At 66.6% G+C, this 19,628-nt stretch carries 19 protein-coding genes; 4 read left to right on the top strand and 15 right to left on the bottom strand.

The features are described 5' to 3' along the window. Nucleotides 1–8: 8 nt before the first annotated feature. The 15 genes from hybE to NTD82_RS09510 form a co-directional block, all read right to left on the bottom strand. Nucleotides 9–485, bottom strand: coding sequence for a [NiFe]-hydrogenase assembly chaperone HybE (gene hybE, locus NTD82_RS09580; RefSeq protein ID WP_262128593.1), 477 nt, complete (start codon nucleotides 483–485; stop codon nucleotides 9–11). Next, nucleotides 478–702 (bottom strand): rubredoxin, encoded by a 225-nt coding sequence (locus NTD82_RS09575; protein WP_095156686.1) that lies wholly within the window; start codon nucleotides 700–702, stop codon nucleotides 478–480. The genes hybE and NTD82_RS09575 overlap by 8 nt, the downstream gene beginning before the upstream one ends. Beyond that, the gene (locus NTD82_RS09570; protein ID WP_262128592.1) at nucleotides 699–1,580 is read right to left on the bottom strand and encodes a hydrogenase expression/formation protein; all 882 of its coding nucleotides are present in this window, start codon (nucleotides 1,578–1,580) and stop codon (nucleotides 699–701) included. Before NTD82_RS09570 ends, NTD82_RS09575 begins: the two co-directional genes overlap by 4 nt. Beyond that, nucleotides 1,577–2,059 (bottom strand): hydrogenase, encoded by a 483-nt coding sequence (locus NTD82_RS09565; protein ID WP_262128591.1) that lies wholly within the window; start codon nucleotides 2,057–2,059, stop codon nucleotides 1,577–1,579. Before NTD82_RS09565 ends, NTD82_RS09570 begins: the two co-directional genes overlap by 4 nt. After that, a complete protein-coding gene (gene hypC, locus NTD82_RS09560; protein ID WP_262128590.1) occupies nucleotides 2,056–2,382 on the bottom strand; it encodes a HypC/HybG/HupF family hydrogenase formation chaperone in 327 nt (108 codons plus the stop codon). Before hypC ends, NTD82_RS09565 begins: the two co-directional genes overlap by 4 nt. 1 nt (nucleotide 2,383) lies before the next feature. Further along, complete coding sequence (locus NTD82_RS09555; protein WP_262128589.1) at nucleotides 2,384–3,016, bottom strand: HyaD/HybD family hydrogenase maturation endopeptidase; 633 nt, start codon at nucleotides 3,014–3,016, stop codon at nucleotides 2,384–2,386. Further along, the gene (cybH, locus tag NTD82_RS09550) at nucleotides 3,013–3,696 is read right to left on the bottom strand and encodes a Ni/Fe-hydrogenase, b-type cytochrome subunit (RefSeq protein WP_262128588.1); all 684 of its coding nucleotides are present in this window, start codon (nucleotides 3,694–3,696) and stop codon (nucleotides 3,013–3,015) included. The genes NTD82_RS09555 and cybH overlap by 4 nt, the downstream gene beginning before the upstream one ends. A 59-nt stretch (nucleotides 3,697–3,755) precedes the next feature. Beyond that, nucleotides 3,756–5,612, bottom strand: a complete 1,857-nt coding sequence (locus NTD82_RS09545; RefSeq protein ID WP_262128587.1) for a nickel-dependent hydrogenase large subunit — start codon at nucleotides 5,610–5,612, stop codon at nucleotides 3,756–3,758. A 24-nt stretch (nucleotides 5,613–5,636) separates the two neighbouring features. Then, on the bottom strand, nucleotides 5,637–6,725 hold the full coding sequence (locus tag NTD82_RS09540; RefSeq protein ID WP_262128594.1) for a hydrogenase small subunit: 1,089 nt from the start codon (nucleotides 6,723–6,725) through the stop codon (nucleotides 5,637–5,639). 215 nt (nucleotides 6,726–6,940) lie between these two features. Further along, nucleotides 6,941–7,960, bottom strand: a complete 1,020-nt coding sequence (locus NTD82_RS09535) for a HoxN/HupN/NixA family nickel/cobalt transporter (protein ID WP_262128586.1) — start codon at nucleotides 7,958–7,960, stop codon at nucleotides 6,941–6,943. Nucleotides 7,961–8,137: 177 nt separating this feature from the next. Continuing rightward, nucleotides 8,138–9,472 (bottom strand): ATP-binding protein, encoded by a 1,335-nt coding sequence (locus NTD82_RS09530; protein WP_262128585.1) that lies wholly within the window; start codon nucleotides 9,470–9,472, stop codon nucleotides 8,138–8,140. 5 nt (nucleotides 9,473–9,477) lie between these two features. Next, nucleotides 9,478–9,927, bottom strand: coding sequence for a nickel-responsive transcriptional regulator NikR (gene nikR, locus NTD82_RS09525; RefSeq protein ID WP_262128584.1), 450 nt, complete (start codon nucleotides 9,925–9,927; stop codon nucleotides 9,478–9,480). A 13-nt stretch (nucleotides 9,928–9,940) separates the two neighbouring features. Further along, nucleotides 9,941–11,398: a nickel-dependent hydrogenase large subunit gene (locus tag NTD82_RS09520; protein ID WP_262128583.1), complete on the bottom strand. Its 1,458-nt coding sequence runs from the start codon at nucleotides 11,396–11,398 to the stop codon at nucleotides 9,941–9,943. Between the two features lie 12 nt (nucleotides 11,399–11,410). After that, complete coding sequence (locus NTD82_RS09515; protein WP_262128582.1) at nucleotides 11,411–12,415, bottom strand: HupU protein; 1,005 nt, start codon at nucleotides 12,413–12,415, stop codon at nucleotides 11,411–11,413. Further along, nucleotides 12,412–13,878, bottom strand: coding sequence for a sigma-54-dependent transcriptional regulator (locus NTD82_RS09510; protein ID WP_262128580.1), 1,467 nt, complete (start codon nucleotides 13,876–13,878; stop codon nucleotides 12,412–12,414). Before NTD82_RS09510 ends, NTD82_RS09515 begins: the two co-directional genes overlap by 4 nt. Before the next feature lie 244 nt (nucleotides 13,879–14,122). On the opposite strand from NTD82_RS09510, the gene NTD82_RS09505 reads away from it, so the two are divergent. The 4 genes from NTD82_RS09505 to NTD82_RS09490 all read left to right on the top strand — a co-directional run bounded on the left by NTD82_RS09505 (nucleotide 14,123) and on the right by NTD82_RS09490 (nucleotide 19,625). After that, nucleotides 14,123–15,613: an aldehyde dehydrogenase gene (locus NTD82_RS09505; RefSeq protein ID WP_262128579.1), complete on the top strand. Its 1,491-nt coding sequence runs from the start codon at nucleotides 14,123–14,125 to the stop codon at nucleotides 15,611–15,613. Nucleotides 15,614–15,911: 298 nt separating this feature from the next. Next, nucleotides 15,912–16,709 carry a response regulator transcription factor gene (locus NTD82_RS09500; protein WP_262128578.1) on the top strand — a complete coding sequence of 266 codons (798 nt, stop codon included), beginning with the start codon at nucleotides 15,912–15,914 and terminating at the stop codon, nucleotides 16,707–16,709. Nucleotides 16,710–16,747: 38 nt separating this feature from the next. Beyond that, complete coding sequence (locus NTD82_RS09495; RefSeq protein ID WP_262128577.1) at nucleotides 16,748–18,130, top strand: aspartate aminotransferase family protein; 1,383 nt, start codon at nucleotides 16,748–16,750, stop codon at nucleotides 18,128–18,130. 124 nt (nucleotides 18,131–18,254) lie between these two features. After that, nucleotides 18,255–19,625: an APC family permease gene (locus NTD82_RS09490; protein WP_262128576.1), complete on the top strand. Its 1,371-nt coding sequence runs from the start codon at nucleotides 18,255–18,257 to the stop codon at nucleotides 19,623–19,625. Nucleotides 19,626–19,628: the final 3 nt, after the last annotated feature.

Below are 19,628 nucleotides of genomic sequence, written 5' to 3'. Positions count from 1 at the left end.
GTCGACGGTCATGGCCGGTCCCCCGTCAGGCGGCCGAACAGCAGGCCACGCCGGCTCGGGTTGGCCGGTACTTCAACGGGCGGGCGGCGCAACACGGAGAGCACGTGCACGGCGGTCTCGCGGGCGCCGTGGGCGTCGGCGAAGTCGAACATCGGCGAGAACAGCGAGCAGCTCTGGTACGCGCCGAACACCTCGTCGTGGACGCTGATGAAGTCCATGCGTTCGTCACCGATCAGGTACTCGCGCACCTCGCCCTCGGCGGGCGCGTCGCTGCCGTCCGGCAGCCAGATCAGGTTCATGCACCACGGCGTGATGAGGATGCCGAGCAGCCCGGGGCTGGCCTGCGGGCCGACGTGCTGCCAGGCGAAGCCGACGACTTCAACGTCCAGCGCCGGGTGCAACAACGGCAGGCCGCGCATGCGGGTGTCGGCGATTTCACGGAAACGCCGGGCCAGCGCTTCGGCTCTCGGGTTCGGCTCAGTCATCGAGCACCATGAACTGTTCGGCGTCGCCGTCGCAATTGGGGCAGCGCCAGTGTTCGGGCAGGCGCGAGAACGGCGTGCCCGCGGCGATCTGCCAGACCGGGTCGCCCTGCGCCGGGTCGTAGATCCACCAGCAGATCTTGCATTCCAGGCGGGTGGCGTCGGCCAGGCGGCTGCGGTCGCCGAGGTAGCTGCCTTCGAAACCGCAAAAGTCGCTCATGCCCCGACCTCCGCGCATTCGTCTTCGAACCACTGAATGATGTCGGCGAAGCGTTCCAGCGAGTCGGTGAGGTCCTCGGGGGCGGCGAGCACCACTTCCGGCAGGTCGGTGACTTCGAGGGTGTCGAGGATCAGCGCGTCCTGGGAGTTGAAGTAGCGCACCCGCCAGCAGTTCGGCACGCGGGTGTTGCTGATGCGGCAGTTGCCGTAGCCGCGGGCCAGCACCAGCACCGCGCCTTCGCCGAGGCAGGCGTCGAGGAAGGGCACGTCCTGTTCCGACAGCGGCAGCAACGTGAGGTTGATCACATGAGCGGCGCTGCCGGGCTGCCAGTTGCCGGTGCGGTCTTGCAGCTCGGTGAGGATCGCCGGCGCGTTCATCACCCCGGCGGGCAATGGCAGCGTCGGGGTCAGGGCGTCGGCGGCGGCGTCGATGCGCGCCGCGTGGCTGAGCAGCGAAGGGGCTGGCGCCACTTCGATATGGTCGCGGCCAACGCCGAACACCCGCCACACGCCGGCGAAGATCGACTCCTGGATACGCACGCCGGCGGCGCCGCCGATGCGCGCGCTGACTTCGCCTTCGCCGAGCAACTGGTCGAGCAGGCGTCGGTCGGCCTCGCTGTAGCCGCGCAGGTCGAGGATCGCCGGCGTGTCGCCGGCACAGCGGCGCTGCAGCCGTGCGAGGATTTCGCCGAGGGCCTGGCGGGCGCCGGGCGCGGCGTCCAGCGCCTCGGGCTCGGGCAGTTGCGGCAGGCTGTGGGTGTACATGCCCTGCGGCATGTTGATGTATTCCAGCGGGGCGTCGTCCTCGGGTTGCGAACCGGGGCCGATGTCCATCAGCGGAATGTAGTGCAGCGGGTCCATGGGGTGGGCACCGTTCACTGGCAACCTCCGGGGGCGGGGTGGGGCGCGTCGCTGCGCACGGGGATCAGCGCGTTGCTCTGCTGCAGGGCGCTTTCCGCGATGCGCAGGTACACGTCCCAGTCGCGCATGCCGTCGATCTGGGTCACGTAGCCGCCGTCGCGCAGCCAGATGATGCTCGGCCAGCGGCGCAGGGCGAAGCGTTCGGCCAGGGCCTCTTCATCGGCGCGGCGGCCGACCCCCAGGCGCAGGTGACAGCCGTGGCGGGCGGTCAGGGTCTGGCACAGTTCCGGCAGGATCACCGCGACGTCCAGGCATTCCGGGTGGCGCACCGGGTCGCCGCAGAGCAGCAGCAAGGCGTCGCCGGGCTGAGCCAGCCAGGCCTCTACATTGTCGAGGTCGACCCAGTCGGCGGCGAACTGCTCGACCAGGCGGCTGATCAGCGGCGGGATAGCGGGGGTGGCGGGCAGGGGCGCCAGGAAGGCGGCGGATTCGCTCATAAGGATTCCTTGGAAGTGGGCTGGCCAAGCAGGCGGGCCAGGTCCTCGGCGCTCATGGCCGAGGGCAGGGCGAACGCGGCGTCCGCGCCCACGGGTTCACCGAGCAGCGCGGCATCGAGCAGCGCCAGGGTGGCGTCGATCTCGGCGGCGCGTTCGGCGCTCAGGCGCTCGCGCGCGGCGTCGATAAACACCAGCAACCAGTCGCCGGCCGCGCAATCGCCGACCAGCGCGGTGTCGATCCAGCGCTGGCGGGCGTGGCGGTCGACGCACAGCGCCGCGCCGGGCCGCGTGCCGAGCACGTGCATGGGCAGGCCGATGCACATCTCAGTTACGCCGCGCGAGGATGCGTTCGTCGCCGACACGGCAGGCGACTGCTTCACTGGGCCGCTCGTTTTCATAACGCTGCAGCTCCAGGTGCAACAGGGTCACCGCCTCGTCGTCGGGCAGGGCGCTGGTGCGCGGGCGCGGTTCGCCGCCCCAGTCCGCCAGCACCTCCAGCGCGGCGTCGATGACCTGCTCCAGCGCCGCCTTGACGCAGGGCCGCAGGCTGCCGCCGTAGTCGTCCATGCGCTCCGGCTGGCAACCCATCAGCAGCACGCGCGCGGGGTAATGGCCGGTGAGCTGGGCGAGCATCAGCACTTCCTGGAAACCGGTCTGGTGCAGGCTGAGCTTCTTCACGCCGAGAAAACGCGGCACCTCGTCGTCGGCGACGAACTTGAGGGTGCCCGGCGCCAGGCTGTAATCCACGGCGTCGAAGATCAGCAGGTAATCGGCCTGCTGCACGTGCTGGATCAGGTACAGGCCCTGGGTGCCGCCGTCGATCAGGGTGACGTTGTCGGCGAATTCGTAGCGTTGTTGCAGGGCCTCGACGCAGCGCACGCCGAAGCCTTCGTCGGCCCACAGCAGGTTGCCGATGCCGAGCACGGTGATGCGCGGAGCGGGGGTGGATGTGCTCATTTCTTGAAGCTCTTGTAGCCCGAGACGATGCCGCCGATCAGGTGCAGGCGGCCGCAGATTTCTTCGCGCACGGCGGCGTACACGTGCAGCAGGATGAACAGGATCATCAGCCACATGCCGAGGCGGTGCAGGACGTGGACGTTGTTCGACTGGCCCAGCAGCGGCAGCGCCCAGCCGAACAGTTGCTCCTGCCACGAGCCCATCTGCGCGCCTTCGCCGTACAGCGCGAAGCCGGTCACCAGCATGAACAGCGAGGTGAGCAGGAAGACGAAGACCATGGCGAAACGCGACAGCGGGTTGTGGCCGAAGATCGGTTCCGGCACCGGGCCGATGAACAGGTAGTAGCGCAGCCAGCAGGCGAAATCGCGCCAGTAGGCTTTGCGCGTGATCGGTATCCAGAACAGCTCGCGGGCATGGTGGTTGCCCACCAGCGCCCAGTAGGCGCGGCCGAGGATGCCGACGGCGAACAGGTAGGCCGCGGCGAAATGGGCGAAGCGGATGTAGCCCATCAAAAAGCTGGCGCTGGCCTCGCCGGGCTGGGTCGGCGGCGGCACGCCGATGAAGTAGCCGGTCACCGACAGCACGACGATGCAGGCGGCGTTGATCCAGTGCCACAGGCGCACGGGCGCTTCGTAGACGTATTCGCTGTGCCCGCTCTCGGGGGCGTGGGGTTCGGACATGTCGTCACCTCGAATGCGCCGGGCGCGCGTTGGCGCCCGGCGGCTGGCTGCGGGCGGGTTCAACGCACGGTGACCGTGCTCAGCTCGACGCCATCCTCGCTCATCACGTGGGTGGCGCAGGCCATGCAGGGGTCGAAGGAGTGCAGCGTGCGGAGGATTTCCACCGGCTGGTCGGCGACCGCCACCGGGGTGTTCATCAGCGCCGCTTCGAACGCGCCGATCTGGCCCTTGCTGTCACGCGGGCTGCCGTTCCAGGTGCTCGGCACCACGCACTGGTAGTTTTCGATGCGCCCGTCCTTGATGCGGATCCAGTGACCGAGCGCGCCACGCGGGGCGGCGACGCTGCCGACGCCCTTGGCTTCGGCGGGCCAGGTTTTCGGGTCCCATTTGTCGACGTTGGCGGTGGCGCGGTCGCCGTTGCGGATGTTGAGCATCAGCTCGTTCCAGTCATCGACCATCATCTCCGCGCAGTACTCGGCTTCGAGGGCGCGGGTCAGGGTGCGGCCGATGGTGCTCGGCAGCAATTGCTTGGCGCTGTAGTCGGTGCTCGCCAGGCCGAGCGCCTTGGGCAGGTCGTGGTTGACCGCCCGCAGCGAACCTTCCAGTTGCTCCTTGACCCGCTGGCAGTGCGGGTTGCCTTGCAGCGCATGGGCATAGCCGAGGATGTAGCGGGCCAGCGGCCCGACTTCCATGGCGTGGCCGCGCCAGCGCGGCGACTTGACCCAGGAGTACTTGGCGCTTTCGTCGACTTCTTCGATGGCGGTGCGGGTGCCCTTGGTTTTCGCGCCCAGCTCGTAGTGGGGATCGGTGATGCCGTCCCAGGGGTGCAGGCCCTTGTCGTTGTCCGGGTATTGGTACCAGGAGTGGGTGACGAATTCCTGTACTTGCTCGGGGTCGCGCACGTCCACCGGCAGGATCTCGTCCCAGTTGCCGTTGAGGATGGCGCCGCCGGGCAACTGGTTGGTGCTGTCGTCGTAATTGACCTTGGCGTAGGTGCCGTAGTCCATGACGTTGGTCGCCGCCAGGCCGCCGCCGTGCAGCCAGCCTTTGTCCTTGTACAGGGTGCCGATGGCCAGCACGTCGGGCACGTAGACGTTGCGGCAGAACTCCAGCGCCTCGTCGATCCGCGCCCGCACGAAGTTCAGCCGCTCCATGTTCAGTGGAGCCCCGGCGGCGAGGTCGCCGTCGATGTTGATCGCGCAGGGCACGCCGCCGACCAGGTAGTTGGGGTGCGGGTTCTTGCCGCCGAAGATGGTGTGGATCTTCACCCACTCTTTTTGCAGGTCGAGGGCTTCCAGGTAATGGGTGACCGCCATCAGGTTGGCTTCAGGCGGCAACTGGTAGGCCGGGTTGCCCCAGTAGCCGTTCATGAACGGGCCGAGCTGGCCGCTTTCGACAAACTTCTTCAGGCGGTTCTGCACATCGCGGAAGTAGCCCGGCGAGGATTTCGGGTGCGCCGGCGAGACCATCTGTTGCAACGCCGAGGTGGCCTTGGGGTCGGCTTTCAGCGCCGAGATCACATCGACCCAGTCCAGCGCGTGCAGGTGATAGAAGTGCACTGCGTGATCGTGGACCTGCAGGGTCTTGGCCATCATTTCGCGGATCAGGTGGGCGTTGGGCGGGATGCGGATATCCAGCGCGTCCTCGACCGCGCGCACCGAGGCCAGGGCGTGGCAGCCGGTGCAGACGCCGCAGATGCGCTCGACAAAGGCCCAGGCATCGCGCGGGTCGCGGCCCTTGAGGATGACTTCGAGGCCGCGCCACATGGTGCCGGTGGACACGGCGTTGCGGATCACGTTGTTGGCGTCGAGGTTGACCTCGACGCGCATGTGGCCCTCGATGCGGGTCACCGGGTCGACGACGATGCGCCGGCCGCTGTTGTCCAGGTCGAAGCCCTGGGTGGAGTAATTGCTCATGGATCAGGTTTTCCTGTACGTCATTCAGGCTTCGTGGGTGGCGTGCGCCTTGCCATTGCTGGCGCGCTTGATGGCGGTGACCGCGGCGTGGGCGGTGATGGCCGCGCCGACGGTGCCGGCGGCGGCCAGGCCGATCTGGTCGGCGTTGGCCTCGACGCCGAAGGCGTTGACGTCGCTCAGGTGCTGGTAGAACGAGCCCTTGTCCCAGAAACCTTCTTCTGAACAGCCGATGCAGCCGTGGCCGGACTGGATCGGGAAGCTGGTGCCGCCGTTCCAGCGCACGGTGGAACAGGCGTTGTAGGTGGTCGGGCCTTTGCAGCCGACCTTGTACAGGCAGTAACCCTTGCGCGCCGAGTCGTCGTCCCAGGCCTCGACGAACTGGCCGGCGTCGAAGTGCGGCCGGCGGTAGCACTTGTCGTGGATGCGCTGGCTGTAGAACATCTTCGGCCGGCCCTGGCGGTCCAGCTCGGGGATGCGGTCGAAGGTCAGCATGTAAGTGATAACGCCGGTCATCACCTCGGCGATCGGCGGGCAGCCGGGCACCTTGATGATCGGTTTGTCGGTGATCACTTTGTGGATCGGCACCGCCTGGGTCGGGTTCGGCTTGGCCGCCTGGACGCAGCCCCAACTGGCGCAGGAGCCCCAGGAAATGATCGCCTTGGCATCGCGGGACACGCGCTTGAGCTGCTCGATGAACGGCTTGCCGCCGATGATGCAGCTCATGCCGTCCTGGTTCAGCGGCGGGTTGCCTTCCACGGCGAGGATGTAGTTGCCCTTGTACTTGGTCATCACCTCTTCGAGGATCGCTTCGGCCTGGTGCCCGGCCGAGGCCATCAGGGTGTCGTCGTAGTCCAGCGAGATCATCGACAGCACCACGTCCTTGGCCAGCGGGTGCGCGGAACGGATGAACGACTCCGAGCAACAGGTGCATTCCAGGCCATGCAGCCACAGCACTGGCGTGCGCGGCTTGTTTTCCATGGCCCAGGCGATTTTCGGCATGAAGGCCGGGCCCAGGCCCAGCGAGGTGGCGGTCAGCGAGCAGAACTTGACGAAGCTGCGCCGCGAGATGCCCTGCCGGCGCATCACCTCATAAAATGTTTCGGTCAATTGAATTTCCTCGGCCAGGCGGTCTTTTTCTTTCGAGTGGCCAAGGGCTTATTTCAAGACCTGTGCCATTACGTCGCAGGCGCCTTTTCGACCTTGGTCTAGACTGGCGGACCCCTGAATTGCGGGGTTTCGCCCCGGCCCGCGGCGAAGGCGGACGGGCGGGGCGCAGGCGCGGTGGAAAGCCTGTGATCAGTTGGTTGGCGAAAGTGGAAAGGTCGTGATCAGGCCGGCGTCAGGTCCAGGCGGTCATACCCCTTGTAGCGATAGAACGCCCAGGACAGCGCCCAGGTGGCGATGAACAGACCGACGATCAAGTAGCCGAGCAGGCCGAAGTTTTCGTTCACCTGGGCGATGAAATCCCACGCCGCGCCTTGCAGCCCGAGCTGGTCGGCGATCAGGTTGAGGGCTTCCATGCTGCCGATCAGCAGCGCCACCAATACCGACGCCGAGGTGATGGTCAGGTTGTAGTAGAGCTTGCGCGCCGGGCGCACTTCGGCCCAGCGATAGGCGCCGGTCATCAGCACGCTGTCGGCGCTGTCGACCAGGGCCATGCCGGCGGTGAACAGTGCCGGAAACACCATGATCGACAGCACCGGCAGGTTCTGCACCGCCTGGCTGGCGGCGATGCCCAGCAGGCCGATTTCGGTGGCGGTGTCGAAGCCCAGGCCGAACAGAAAACCCAGCGGGTAGAGGTGCCAACTGCGGCGCACCAGGCGGAACAACGGCCGTGCCAGCCGCGCGATCAACCCGCCGCCGGCCAGCATGCCGTGCAGCTCGGCCTCACCGATGCGCTCGCCCTGGCGCACGCGGCGGAAGGCGCGGTAGACCGAACGCAGGATGACCAGGTTGATCAACGCCACCAGCAACAGGAACCCCGCCGAAACCGAGGTGCCGATCACCGCGCCGACGCCGTGGAAGGCTTCCAGTTCGTCTTGCAGGCTGGCGGCGCTGAAGGCGATCAGCGCCGAGGCGATGATCACCACGCTGCTGTGGCCGAGGGAGAAGAACAGGCCGACGCTGGCGGTGGGCTGGCCTTCCTGGATCAGCTTGCGGGTCGCGTTGTCGATGGCGGCGATATGGTCGGCGTCCACCGCGTGGCGCAGGCCGAAACTGTAGGCCAGTACGGCGGTGCCGAGCAGCAGTGGGTAATCGTGGAAGGCCACCAAGGCCCAGAACCAGGCCAGCAGGTTGACCGTGATCAGGCCGGTGAAGAGGGTGGTGATGGAGGAAAGGCGAGGCATGGGCAGTCCGGTTGTATGAAGAATTTCAAAGTCTTCATACAAGGGGTGTGCCAAGAGAGGGGGGATGAGTTTTAGGGCCTCATCGCTAACGGTCAGCCAATTGCCATTCTGTGGGAGCGGATTGCAAGTGGCTGGCGATTTGCGATCCAACTGATAACCCCATTTGCACCCGCCCCCTCAAACCGGAAGCCCCGCAACCACCGCCGGCAACCGCAACCGGAACACCGCGCCCCCCTGCGGATGATTCCCCGCCTCCAGCGTGCCGCCCGCGCGCTCGATGATGCCGTAGCTGATCGATAACCCCAGCCCCGTGCCCTGGCCCACCGGTTTGGTGGTGAAGAACGGCTCGAACACCTGGCTCAGGTGCTCGGGGGCGATTCCCGCGCCGTTGTCGCGCAAGGTCAGGTTGGCCCAGCCGGGTTCCCGGACCAGTTCGATCCAGATTTGCGGCGGCACGCTGGCGGCGCTGCGGGCGGCGTCGTAGGCGTTCTGCATAAGGTTCATCAGCACTTGCAGCAGTTGCCCGCTGTTGCCATGAACCGTCACGTCTTCGCCCGGCTGCCAGTGCATGAGCAGGTCCGGCGCGGTGCCGCGGGTGATCCAGTGGATGGCGCGTTCGATGACATCGTTCAGCGACATTTCACCCGATTGCCCACGGTCCATCGCGGAGAACCGCTTCAGCGCGCTGACGATATCGGCGGTGCGCTGGGCGCCTTCCAGGGTGCCGTCGATCAGCGAGGGCAGGTCGGCCAGCAGCGGGTCGATGCGCAGTTGCCGGCGCAGGGCTTCGCGTTCGTCGCCGAGGACGCCGTCGTGCACCGCGCCGAGGTAGTCCTGCAGGCGCTTGCCGTAGCCGCCGAGCACATGGGCGTTGGCCAGGACGAAGCTGATCGGGTTGTTCAACTCGTGGGCGACCCCCGCCACCAGACGGCCAAGGGCGGCCATTTTCTCGGCGTGCAGCAGTTGCTGTTGGGTGCGTTTGAGCGCTTCGTGGGCTTCGTGCAGTTGCCGGTAGGCGTGTTTCAGTTCGCCCAGCGGCCGGCCCACCAGCACATGCCCGAGGCAGCGCCCGTGAGGCCCGCTGCGCACGGTGCAACTCAGCTCCACCGGCAACAGCGCGCCTTGTGCGTCGCGAAAATTCACTTCGAGATTGGCGCAGGCGTTGGCCTGGCGCAGGCCACCGAGGACGTTGCGCAGGTGTGCGGTGCTGTCGTCGTCGCCGAGCAGCGCATACACCGGGCTGCCCAGCAGTTGCTGTTCGTCGCCGCCGACCAGTTCGCGCAGCGAGGCATTGGACTGCTCGATCAGACCCTGGGTGTCGCAGGCCAGGAGGATGTCGGACATGGCCCCGAGCAGGCCGGTAATGAACTGCTGCGACTGTTCCAGCTCGGCGTTTTTCTGCTCCAGGGCGATTTCGTCCTGGACCAGTTGCGAGTACACCTCGTCCATTTTGCCGATGACTTCGAGCCAGGCGTCTTCGTCGATGGGCGGCGGTGGCGGTTTGCGGGCCATGGATTTCAGCTCGTGGGGTGCAGGTGTGCGTGGGCGTGATCGCCAGCACTTGCCGCCACCGGAATCAGGTTGAGCTGGCCGTGGCGCACGCCGCGCTCGGCGCTCAGCCGTTCGGCGAAGGCCCGCACCCGTTGCACCGGGCCGCGAAGCATCAGGCTTTCCAGGCAGTGGTCGTGGTCCAGGTGGACGTGCTGGCTGGCGATGGTCAGGTCGTGGTGGTCGTGTTGCAGGGTCATCACCCGTTCGGCGAGGGTGCGCGCATGGTGGTCGTAGACGAAGCTGAGGTTGGCCACGCATTGCAGCGACTCGGCTTGCTCGCGCAGGCGCTGTTCCTCGATATGCCGGCGCAGGATGTCGCGCAGGGCTTCGGAACGGTTGTCGTAGCCCTGGGCGCGGATCAGTTGGTCGAGCGCTTCGGCGAGGCCGTCGTCGAGGGAGATGGTCAGGCGTTGCATGGGGTTCTCCGGGTCAATGCACAGTACAGACCATGCAGGGGTCGAACGAGCGCACGATGTGTTGCACCGCCACCGGGGTTTTTTCGCCGGGCCGCACCGGGGCGCCTTCCAGCGCGCGCTCCAGGGCGCCGGGACGACCCTGGGCATCGCGCGGAGAAAAGTTCCAGGTGGTCGGCGCGATGATCTGGTAACTGGCGATGCGCCCCTGTTCGACCCTCAGCCAATGGCCCAGCGCGCCGCGCGCGGCTTCGGTGAGGCCGACCGCGCTGCCGCTGTCGGGCAGTTCGCAGGCGGTGTAATAGGGTTCGCCGGGACGCAGCGCCAACAGCCAGGTTTCCATCATCGGCACCACCCGCGCCAGTTCCACCAGGCGCGCCAGCAGGCGGGTGTAGACGCTGGCGCCGCAACGCGCGGCGGCGTCGCGCAGCAACGGCTGGCCGCTGATCAACTGACGCGCCAGGGCGCCGGTTTCCAGTACTTCGCCGGCCAGGCGCGGGGCTTTGTTCCAGGTGTAGGCGGCGGGCTTGTCCAGGGTCGGTTCGGTTATTCCTTGCGCCGGGTGCAGCGGGCCGCCGCGGTCGTCGAGCCAGGCGTGGCTGGCGTCTTCGCGAATGCCGTCCAGGTGCAGCGGGCGCAACTGGCCGAGGCGGGCGTCCCACAGGCCGCGGTCGAAGGCCAGCGAACCGTCGGCTTGCGGGTAAGCGCCGTAAGACAGGTACAAGCCGGGGCCCTGGCCCAGGTGTTCCAGCCCGCTGTCCAGCACGATGCGGAGAAAATGCCGCAGGTCGCCGCGCTCCGGCGCTTCGGCGTACCAAGCCCACAACTGTTCCTCGCTGACGAGCCCGGCGATGTGCTCCAGCGGCGCGGCGAACAGCTCGCTTTCGAGGAACTGGCGGAACTCGCGAACCCGCGTCAGCAGGCGCAGGCGCTCGGCCGGGTCGATGGCGCGGGTCGAGCCACCGGGATGCACCGAGCCGGTGTGCGGCCACTTGCCGCCGAGGGTGCCGATCAGGTCCAGCCAGCGCTTGCGCGCCGCCAGGGCCAGGCGCTGCTGGCTGCCGCTGTGCGGGGTGAAGCGGGCCACCGCGTCGGCGTACCAGGGCCGCTCGGCATACAGCGGGCGGACGAAGTCCGGCATGAAGAACAGGTAGAAGTGGCTGAGGTGGTCGGCGAGGTTTTCCGTCGCCGCCATCAGGTTGATCGCGATCAGGCCGTTGGCCGGCGGCTCGACCCCGGCCAGGACGGCGAGGGCGCGGGCCGCGGCCACCGATTGCGACACCGAGCAGATGCCGCACACCCGAGGCGCGTAGACCAGCGCATCGAGGGGCGGGTGATCGCGGAGGATCTGTTCGAAGCCACGGTACATGGTGGCGTTGACCTGCGCCGAGCGCACCTGGCCGTCCTCGATGTCCAACTGGACTTCGAGGTCGCCTTCGACGCGGTTGAACGGGCCGACCAATAGACGGGTCATGCTGGCAACTCCCTAGCGCCGCGTGGGGCGGATGGCCGGCGCGATCAGCGCATGGTCGGCGGTGGCGTTCTGGCGGACACGGTCCGGGGTGGCCGACTTGGACAGCGCGGCGAGGGCGACGAACCAGGCCTTGGGCATGTCGGTGGGCAGGCCGATGGGAATGCCGGCGCGCTTGGGCGTGAGGTGGAATCCGTGGCCCGGCTCTTCGAAACCCGGCGCCGTGCAGTTGATGCAGGCGTAGCCGCCGCGGGTGCACGAGCCTTCGCCGTTCCACAGGCGGTTGTTGCAGTCGCCGTGGGCCTGGGTGCCTTTGCAGCCGAGATTTTCCATCATGCAGCCGAGGTCCGAGGGCTTCACCGCGCTGGCCTTGTACTCGTAGAACTCGTTGCGCGTGCAGCCGTGGTGGACCAGTTGGTCGGCGTAGAAACGCGGGCGGCCGAGGGCATCCAGGTCGCTGTCGGCGAACAGCCCGGCGGCCAGCGCCATCAGCGTGTCGGTGACCCAGCCCGGGTGGGTCGGGCAGCCGGCGACGTTGATCACCGGCAAGCCCTTGCGCGAACGGTAGTCGGCGCCGAGCAGGCCGCCGGGGCGGTCGCCGTCGTATTGCAGGCCGCAGGCGTCGGTGGGGTTGTGGCCGGCCGCGGTGATGCCGCCATAGGCGGCGCAGGTGCCGATGCCGAGGGTGTAGTCGGCGACCGCGGCGAGGCGGCTGACCCAGTCGATCATCGCCACCCCGGTGCCGGCCAGCAGGTGGAACCGCCCGGTGCCGTTGGGCCCGCGCAGCAGCGAGCCTTCGATGCACAGCGCGTCGAGGTGGGTGCGGCCGGCGAGGCAGTCGTCGAGGATCGCCAGCACTTCGTCACCGCTTTCCAGCGACAGCGACGGGTGCCACAGCAACTCGATCCCGGCGCTGCGCCAGAGGCCGGCGAAGTCCTGGGTGTCGGCGCACAGCAGCGACATGTTGCAGCCGCCGCAGCCGCCAGACTGCAGCCACAGCACGCGGAACGGGGCACTCATGGCGATTCCTCCAGGCCGAAGCGGCGTAGTTTCTGGCGCAGGCCGACCCGCGACAGGCCCAGTTCGCGGGCGGTGTGGGTCTTGTTCCAGCGGTGGCGCAGCAGGGCTTCCTTGAGCAGCGTCGCCTCGATGGCGTCGAGCTGCTCCTGCAGGGTGCCGGCCGGGCGGCCGTCGGCGGCGAGGCCGGGCAGCGCGGCGCCGGCCTGTCCTTGCAAGACCTTCCAGGAGAACGCCCGGGCGCTGACTTCGGCGCTGTCGGAGAGCGCGGCGGCGCGGTAGACCTCGTTGCGCAGCTCGCGGATATTGCCCGGCCAGGGGTAGCCAAGCAGGCTGCCGAGGGCGTCGGCGGCGAAGTGCAGGCCGGGCAGGTCGAGTTCCTTGCTGGCGTCGACGAGCAGTTTGCTGGCGATCGGGATCAGGTCGCCGCTGCGTTCGCGCAGCGGCGGTAAGGCCAGCGATACCCCGGCGAGGCGGTAATAGAGGTCGCTGCGAAAACGCCCGGCCTGCACGTCCGCTTCCAGGTCGCGGTGGGTGGCGGCGATGATCCGCACGTCCACCCGCACCGCCGTGGTGGCGCCGACCGGGCGCAGCTCGCCTTCCTGCAGCACCCGCAGCAGCTTGACCTGGAAGGCCGGCGAGGTGTCGCCGATCTCGTCGAGAAACAGCGTGCCGCCGTGGGCGCGCTGGATCAGGCCGACATGGTCCTGATGGGCGCCGGTAAAGGCGCCGCGCTTGTGCCCGAACAACTCCGATTCCAGCAGCGAGTCCGGCAGCGCCGCGCAGTTTTCGACGATGAAGGCGTTGCCGGCACGCGGGCTGGCGTAGTGGATGGCGCGGGCCAGCAGTTCCTTGCCGGTGCCGGACTCGCCCAGCAGCAACACCGACAGGTCGAAGCGCGCGACCCGCGCCGCCAACTCGCAGAGCGCGTCCAGCGGGCTGCCGGGAGCACGCACGATGCGGGCGAAGTCGAAGGCATCGCGGACTTTTTCCAGCGCCTGCTGGTTGCGCCGGCGCAGCACCGGAGTGGCGGCGCGCAGTTCGACATCGAGGCGCTGCATGTGGTTGTGCAAGGCGCGGCTTTCCACGGCGTTGCGCACCGTGTTGAGCAGGTGCTCGGGCAGCCAGGGCTTGAGCAGGTACTGGTAGATCCCGGCTTCGTTGACCCCGGCGATGATGTCTTCGGAATCGGTGTAGCCGGAGAGCACGATGCGCACCACCTCGGGCCAGCGCTCGCGGCTTTCCTTGAGGAAGTCGATGCCCTGCATGCCCGGCATGCGCTGGTCGCAGAGGATCACCGCCACCGGGTGGCGTTCGAGCAACTCGCGGGCTTGATCGGCGGAGTCAGCGAGCAGCACGTCGAACTCGTCGGCGAGCACCCGCGACAGGGATTCGCGGGAGCGCAGTTCGTCGTCGATGACCAGGATGGTGCGGACGGTGGAATCAATGCTTTCGTGAGAGGACATGGAAGCCGTTTTCGAGAGTCACAAGGCCGGGGCGGGCTGAGGGCGAATCATGACATTCGCCGCGAGGTGTAGGAAGAGAACACTACTAAGTGACGAATCCGGCAGTGCTTGAGCGGCGTCGCGCTGCCGAGCTTTTTCATTGCGCCCGAGCATATTTTTACTATTTTTCCTCGCCACGAGACTGGCGCACCATCCGCCGAAACCATAACAACCGGCCGTTTCACGGTCGGTCAGGGAGTAGCGTGTGCTCGATCTCAACTACTGGCAGCAGCGGGCTGCCCGGCAAACATTCCTCGACACGGCGCTGATCGGCGGCCAGCAGATCGCGAGCGCTTCGGGCGCGACCTTCGAGGCGATCAATCCGGCCACCAACCAGGTGCTGGCGCGGGTCGCGGCGTGCGGCGAGGACGAGGTGAACCTGGCCGTGCGCTCGGCGCGGCGGGCGTTCGAAGAAGGGCCCTGGGCGCGGATGGCGCCGGTGGAGCGCAAGAAAATCCTGCTCCGGCTTTCCGAACTGCTGCTGGCCAACCGTGAAGAACTGGCGCTGCTCGACTCGTTGAACATGGGCAAGCCGGTGATGGACGCCTACACCATCGACGTGCCCGGCGCCGCGCACGTGTTCGCCTGGTACGGCGAGGCGCTGGACAAGGTCTACGACCAGGTCGCACCCACCGCGCGCAACGCCCTCGCCACCATCACCCGCGAAGCGCTGGGCGTGGTGGCGGCGGTGGTGCCGTGGAATTTCCCGCTGGACATGGCCGCCTGGAAACTCGCCCCGGCGCTTGCCGCCGGCAACAGCGTGGTGCTCAAACCCGCCGAGCAGTCGCCGTTTTCCGCCTTGCGCCTGGGGCAACTGGCGCTGGAGGCCGGGATTCCCGAAGGCGTGCTGAACGTCGTGCCGGGCCTCGGCGAAAGCGCCGGCAAGGCCCTGGGCCTGCACCCCGACGTGGATTGCCTGGTGTTCACCGGCTCGACCCAGGTCGGCAAATACTTCATGCAGTACGCGGCGCAGTCGAACCTCAAACAGGTCTGGCTGGAGTGCGGCGGCAAGAGCCCGAACCTGGTGTTCGAGGATTGCCAGGACCTTGATCTGGCGGCGGAGAAAGCGGCGTTCGGCATCTTCTTCAACCAGGGCGAGGTCTGTTCGGCCAACTCGCGGTTGTATGTGCAGCGGTCCATTCATGACGAGTTTGTCGAGCGCTTGATCGAGAAGGCCAAGGCCTGGCTGCCCGGCGATCCGCTGAATCCTGCGAGTGGTGCCGGGGCGATTGTCGACAGCGAGCAGACCGCGCGGATCATGCGTGCCATCGAGCAGGCACAAGGGCAGGGCGCTCGGTTGTTGGCGGGGGGTGAGCAGTTGCGTATCAACGGCTCGTCCAACTTCATTCAGCCGACGATTTTTACCGACGTTGACAGCGATTCGAGCCTGGCCCGGGATGAGATTTTCGGGCCGGTGCTGGCGATCAAGGCGTTCGACAGCGAGGAGGAGGCGGTGCGCCTGGCCAACGACAGCATTTACGGGTTGGCAGCGTCGGTGTGGAGCGACGACCTGAACCGCGCCCACCGCGTGGCGCGGGCGTTGAAGGCGGGGACGGTGTCGGTCAATACCCTGGATGCGCTGGATGTTTCCGTGCCGTTTGGTGGTGGTAAACAGTCCGGGTTCGGGCGCGATTTGTCGCTGCATTCGTTTGACAAGTACACGCAGTTGAAGACGACCTGGTTTCAGTTGCGCTGAGTTCTAGGCCCATCGCGAGCAAGCTCGCTCCTACGGGCGTTGCGTCAGGCCGACGTTTGGAGGCGCAGCTCAAACCACTGTAGGAGCGAGCTTGCTCGCGATTCCGCGCCACCCCAAAACACAATACCTGCACCATCCATCAACTCACCCCAACGGGTGATTTCGGTCCCTCCCACCACGTGGGAACATCCTTTCAACCCCGGCGCCGCCGATCAGGCGGGTGCCGTCCCCAGCGTTCTTTCGGCGAGTCCTTGAAGTGGAAAACGACCAGCTTGTTTCTGCGCAATGGTTCGAACAGATGGCCAAGGTGACCGAGAGTATCTGCCACCCGGGATTCGCCGCGACGCTGTTCGAAACCCTCGGCTGCATCCAGCCGATCCAGGCCACCACGCTCTATCTCTACCCCCACGGCGGCATGCCCAGCGCGTTGTTCGAGCTGGACGGTCCCTGGCTGCCACAAGGCAACGTGCGTCACTACCTGTCCGGTTTCTACCTGCTCGACCCGTTCTACGGCGCCTGCGTGGAGAACGCGGTGTCCGGGTGCTTCGAGCTGGCCGAGGTTGCCCCCGATCATTTCGAGCTGAGCGAGTATTACCAGTCGTTCTACCGCCACTCGCACCTGCAGGACGAACTGAACTACATCCTGCAACCGTCCCCCGGGCTGAGCCTGGCGGTGTCGCTGGCCTTCACCGAGAAACTCGACGCGGCCACCACCGCGCAGTTCAAGCGCATCGCGCCGTTGGTGCTGGCCTTGCTCGGCAAGCATTTTGTCGGTTTCGACGTGCGCGGCACGCGCTTCGAGAACCAGCTGGAGCAGCGCATCCACACGGCGCTGAACAATTTCGGCTCGTCGATCCTCACCGAGCGCGAGTGCCGCATCGCCCAGTTGATCCTGCGCGGTCACTCGACCCGCTCGCTGGCCGAGCGCCTCGCGGTCTCGGAAGACACCATCAAGTCGCACCGCAAAAACGTCTACAGCAAGCTCGACATCGGCACGCAGTCGGAGCTGTTTTCCCTGTTCATCGATTCCCTGGCGGCCGCCCAGGGCGTACTCAGCAAGGACCCGCTGGAAAGCTACATGAGCAAGCGTCGCTGAACGCATCCGCTCGCCTACCAACAAGAGAGAAAAACGCCATGAATGCACCCTTCGCACCGCAACGCCAGACCCGCGACTACCAGAAGGCCGATGCCGCCCACCATATCCATGCGTTTCTGGATCAGAAGGCGCTCAATGCCGAAGGGCCTCGGGTGATCGTCCGCGGCGAGGGCCTGTATCTGTGGGACAACGATGGCAACCGCTACCTGGACGGCATGTCCGGCCTGTGGTGCACCCAGCTCGGCTACGGGCGCAAGGACCTGACCGCTGCCGCCGCCGCGCAGATGGACCAACTGCCGTACTACAACCTGTTTTTCCACACCACCCACCCGGCGGTGATCGAGCTGTCCGAGCTGCTGTTCAGCCTGCTGCCGGGCCACTACAGCCACGTCATCTACACCAACTCCGGCTCTGAAGCCAATGAGGTGCTGATCCGTACCGTACGCCGTTACTGGCAGGTGGTCGGCAAGCCGCAGAAGAAAATCATGATCGGCCGCTGGAACGGCTACCACGGCTCGACCCTGGCGGCCACCGCGCTGGGCGGCATGAAGTTCATGCACGAGATGGGCGGCCTGATTCCCGACGTCGCGCACATCGACGAGCCGTACTGGTACGCCCAGGGCGGCGAGCTGACCCCGGCCGAGTTCGGTCGCCGCTGTGCTCTGCAACTGGAGGAGAAGATTCTCGAACTGGGTGCGGAAAACGTCGCCGGCTTTATCGCCGAGCCCTTCCAGGGCGCGGGCGGGATGATCTTCCCGCCGGAAAGCTACTGGCCGGAAATCCAGCGCATTTGCCGCCAGTACGATGTGCTGCTGTGCGCCGATGAAGTGATCGGCGGCTTCGGCCGCACCGGCGAGTGGTTCGCCCATGAATACTTCGGCTTCGAGCCGGACACCCTGTCGATCGCCAAGGGCCTGACGTCCGGCTACGTGCCCATGGGCGGCCTGGTGCTGGGCAAGCGTATTGCCGATGCGCTGGTTGAGCAGGGCGGGGTGTTTGCCCACGGCCTGACCTACTCTGGCCACCCGGTCGCCGCCGCAGTAGCGCTGGCCAACCTCAAGGCGCTGCGCGATGAAGGCATCGTCCGCCAGGTCAAGGACGACACCGGCCCGTACCTGCAGAAGATCCTGCGTGAGGTGTTCGCCGACCATCCGCTGATCGGCGAGGTCCAGGGCACCGGCCTGGTCGCGGCCTTGCAGTTCGCCGAGGACAAGGCCACGCGCAAGCGCTTCGCCAACGAAAACGACCTGGCCTGGCAATGCCGCACCTTCGGCTTCGAAGAGGGCCTGATCATCCGCTCGACCCTGGGCCGGATGATCATGGCGCCCGCCCTGGTGGCGACCCGCGCCGAGCTGGACGAACTGGTCGACAAGACCCGCATCGCCGTCGACCGCACCGCGGGGATCGTCGGCAAGCGCTGAGTTGAACGGCGCGCCACCCCGGCCGGGGTGGCCGCCTTGCGTGCCCTTCCATAACAAGAGTCACAACGGCGGCGAAGCTTTTCGCCTGCCGCGGCGTCCTGCATCCCGATTCCAGGAGTCTGCAATGAATACAACAACAAACGTGGCCGATACGCCGTCTCACCCTTCAACCTCGCACACTGGACGTTTTCGCCAGTCCCTGGGCTTTACCGCGCTGGTGCTGTTCGGCCTCGCCTACATGGTCCCGCTGGCGGTATTCACCACCTACGGGCTGGTCACCGAGATGACCAAGGGGCACCTGCCCACCGCCTACCTGTTGACCCTCGCGGCCATGCTGTTCACCGCTTACAGCTACGGTTGCATGGTCCAGGCCCATCCTTATTCGGGCTCGGTCTACACCTATACGCGCAAGGCGTTCGGGCCCTGTTTCGGCTTTATGGCCGGCTGGACCCTGCTGCTCGACTACATTTTCCTGCCGATGCTCAGCTACCTGCTGATCGGCATCTACATGTCCGAATACTTCCCGGCGATTCACCCGTGGGTGTGGGTGCTCGGTTCCATTGCCCTGGTGACCTTCTTCAACCTGATCGGCATCGAGTCCATCACCCGGGTCAACTGCGTGCTGGTGGTCGCCCAACTGATTTTCATCGCGGTATTCGTCGGCTTGTCGGTGCAAAGCCTGTCGGCGCAGGCCGAGCCGGTGTCGTTGCTGGCGCCGTTTCATCATGAGGGCTTCAGCTTCCCGCTGATCATGACTGGCGCGGCGGTGCTCTGCGTGTCCTTCGTCGGTTTCGACGCGGTCTCGACCATGGCCGAGGAAACCGCCAACCCGAAATTCCGCATCCCGCTGGCGATCATGCTGGTCACGCTGCTCGGCGGCGTGTTGTTTGTCGTGGTGTCGTGGTGCGCGCAGATGGTCTACCCGGAGTGGAGTACCTTCAATGACCCCGACTCGGCGTCGGTGGAAGTCATGCGCCGGGTCGGTGGTGATCTGCTCGGCTCGGCCTTCACCGCCACCTATGTCGCGGGCTGCTTCGCCTCGGCGATGGTGTCCCAGGCCAGCGTGTCGCGGGTGCTGTTCGCCATGGGCCGGGACGGCGCGCTGCCCCGCGTGTTCGGTCGCCTGGTGTCGAAGAAACGGGTGCCGGCCAGCGCGATCATGCTGGTCAGCGTATTGTCGCTGGTGGCGCTGTTCATCACCCTCGACACCGTCGCCAACATGATCAGCTTCGGCGCGCTGTTCGCGTTCTCGGCGGTCAACCTGGCGGTGGTCAAGCATTACCTGATCGACCAGAAACGCCGTGGCCTGCGCAACGGCCTGCTGTACGGCGCGCTGCCGGTGTCGGGCTTCTTTATCACCTTGTGGTTGTGGAGCAGCCTGTCGAGCCTGTCGTTCACCATCGGCCTGATCTGGATGGGCCTGGGGTTGATTTGCCTGCTGGTGGCGACCCGGGCGTTCCGGGTCAAGCTGCCGGAGTTGCAGATGGCCGAGTGAGTG

Origin of the sequence: Pseudomonas sp. 5P_5.1_Bac1 (assembly GCF_025466015.1) — a bacterium.
Classification (GTDB): Bacteria; Pseudomonadota; Gammaproteobacteria; order Pseudomonadales; family Pseudomonadaceae; genus Aquipseudomonas.
This window is presented reverse-complemented; position numbering and strand designations above follow the sequence as displayed.

Excerpts from the sequence above, each read along its gene's own strand:
- NTD82_RS09500 (WP_262128578.1), top strand. The coding sequence starts at position 15,912 with ATGGCCAAGGTGACCGAGAGTATCTGCCACCCGGGATTCGCCGCGACG.
- NTD82_RS09515 (WP_262128582.1), bottom strand. The coding sequence starts at position 12,415 with ATGAGTGCCCCGTTCCGCGTGCTGTGGCTGCAGTCTGGCGGCTGCGGC.
- NTD82_RS09535 (WP_262128586.1), bottom strand. The coding sequence starts at position 7,960 with ATGCCTCGCCTTTCCTCCATCACCACCCTCTTCACCGGCCTGATCACG.
- hybE (WP_262128593.1), bottom strand. The coding sequence starts at position 485 with ATGACTGAGCCGAACCCGAGAGCCGAAGCGCTGGCCCGGCGTTTCCGT.
- NTD82_RS09575 (WP_095156686.1), bottom strand. The coding sequence starts at position 702 with ATGAGCGACTTTTGCGGTTTCGAAGGCAGCTACCTCGGCGACCGCAGC.
- NTD82_RS09555 (WP_262128589.1), bottom strand. The coding sequence starts at position 3,016 with ATGAGCACATCCACCCCCGCTCCGCGCATCACCGTGCTCGGCATCGGC.
- NTD82_RS09545 (WP_262128587.1), bottom strand. The coding sequence starts at position 5,612 with ATGAGCAATTACTCCACCCAGGGCTTCGACCTGGACAACAGCGGCCGG.
- NTD82_RS09530 (WP_262128585.1), bottom strand. The coding sequence starts at position 9,472 with ATGGCCCGCAAACCGCCACCGCCGCCCATCGACGAAGACGCCTGGCTC.
- nikR (WP_262128584.1), bottom strand. The coding sequence starts at position 9,927 with ATGCAACGCCTGACCATCTCCCTCGACGACGGCCTCGCCGAAGCGCTC.
- NTD82_RS09520 (WP_262128583.1), bottom strand. The coding sequence starts at position 11,398 with ATGACCCGTCTATTGGTCGGCCCGTTCAACCGCGTCGAAGGCGACCTC.
- cybH (WP_262128588.1), bottom strand. The coding sequence starts at position 3,696 with ATGTCCGAACCCCACGCCCCCGAGAGCGGGCACAGCGAATACGTCTAC.
- NTD82_RS09490 (WP_262128576.1), top strand. The coding sequence starts at position 18,255 with ATGAATACAACAACAAACGTGGCCGATACGCCGTCTCACCCTTCAACC.
- hypC (WP_262128590.1), bottom strand. The coding sequence starts at position 2,382 with ATGTGCATCGGCCTGCCCATGCACGTGCTCGGCACGCGGCCCGGCGCG.
- NTD82_RS09510 (WP_262128580.1), bottom strand. The coding sequence starts at position 13,878 with ATGTCCTCTCACGAAAGCATTGATTCCACCGTCCGCACCATCCTGGTC.
- NTD82_RS09495 (WP_262128577.1), top strand. The coding sequence starts at position 16,748 with ATGAATGCACCCTTCGCACCGCAACGCCAGACCCGCGACTACCAGAAG.
- NTD82_RS09565 (WP_262128591.1), bottom strand. The coding sequence starts at position 2,059 with ATGAGCGAATCCGCCGCCTTCCTGGCGCCCCTGCCCGCCACCCCCGCT.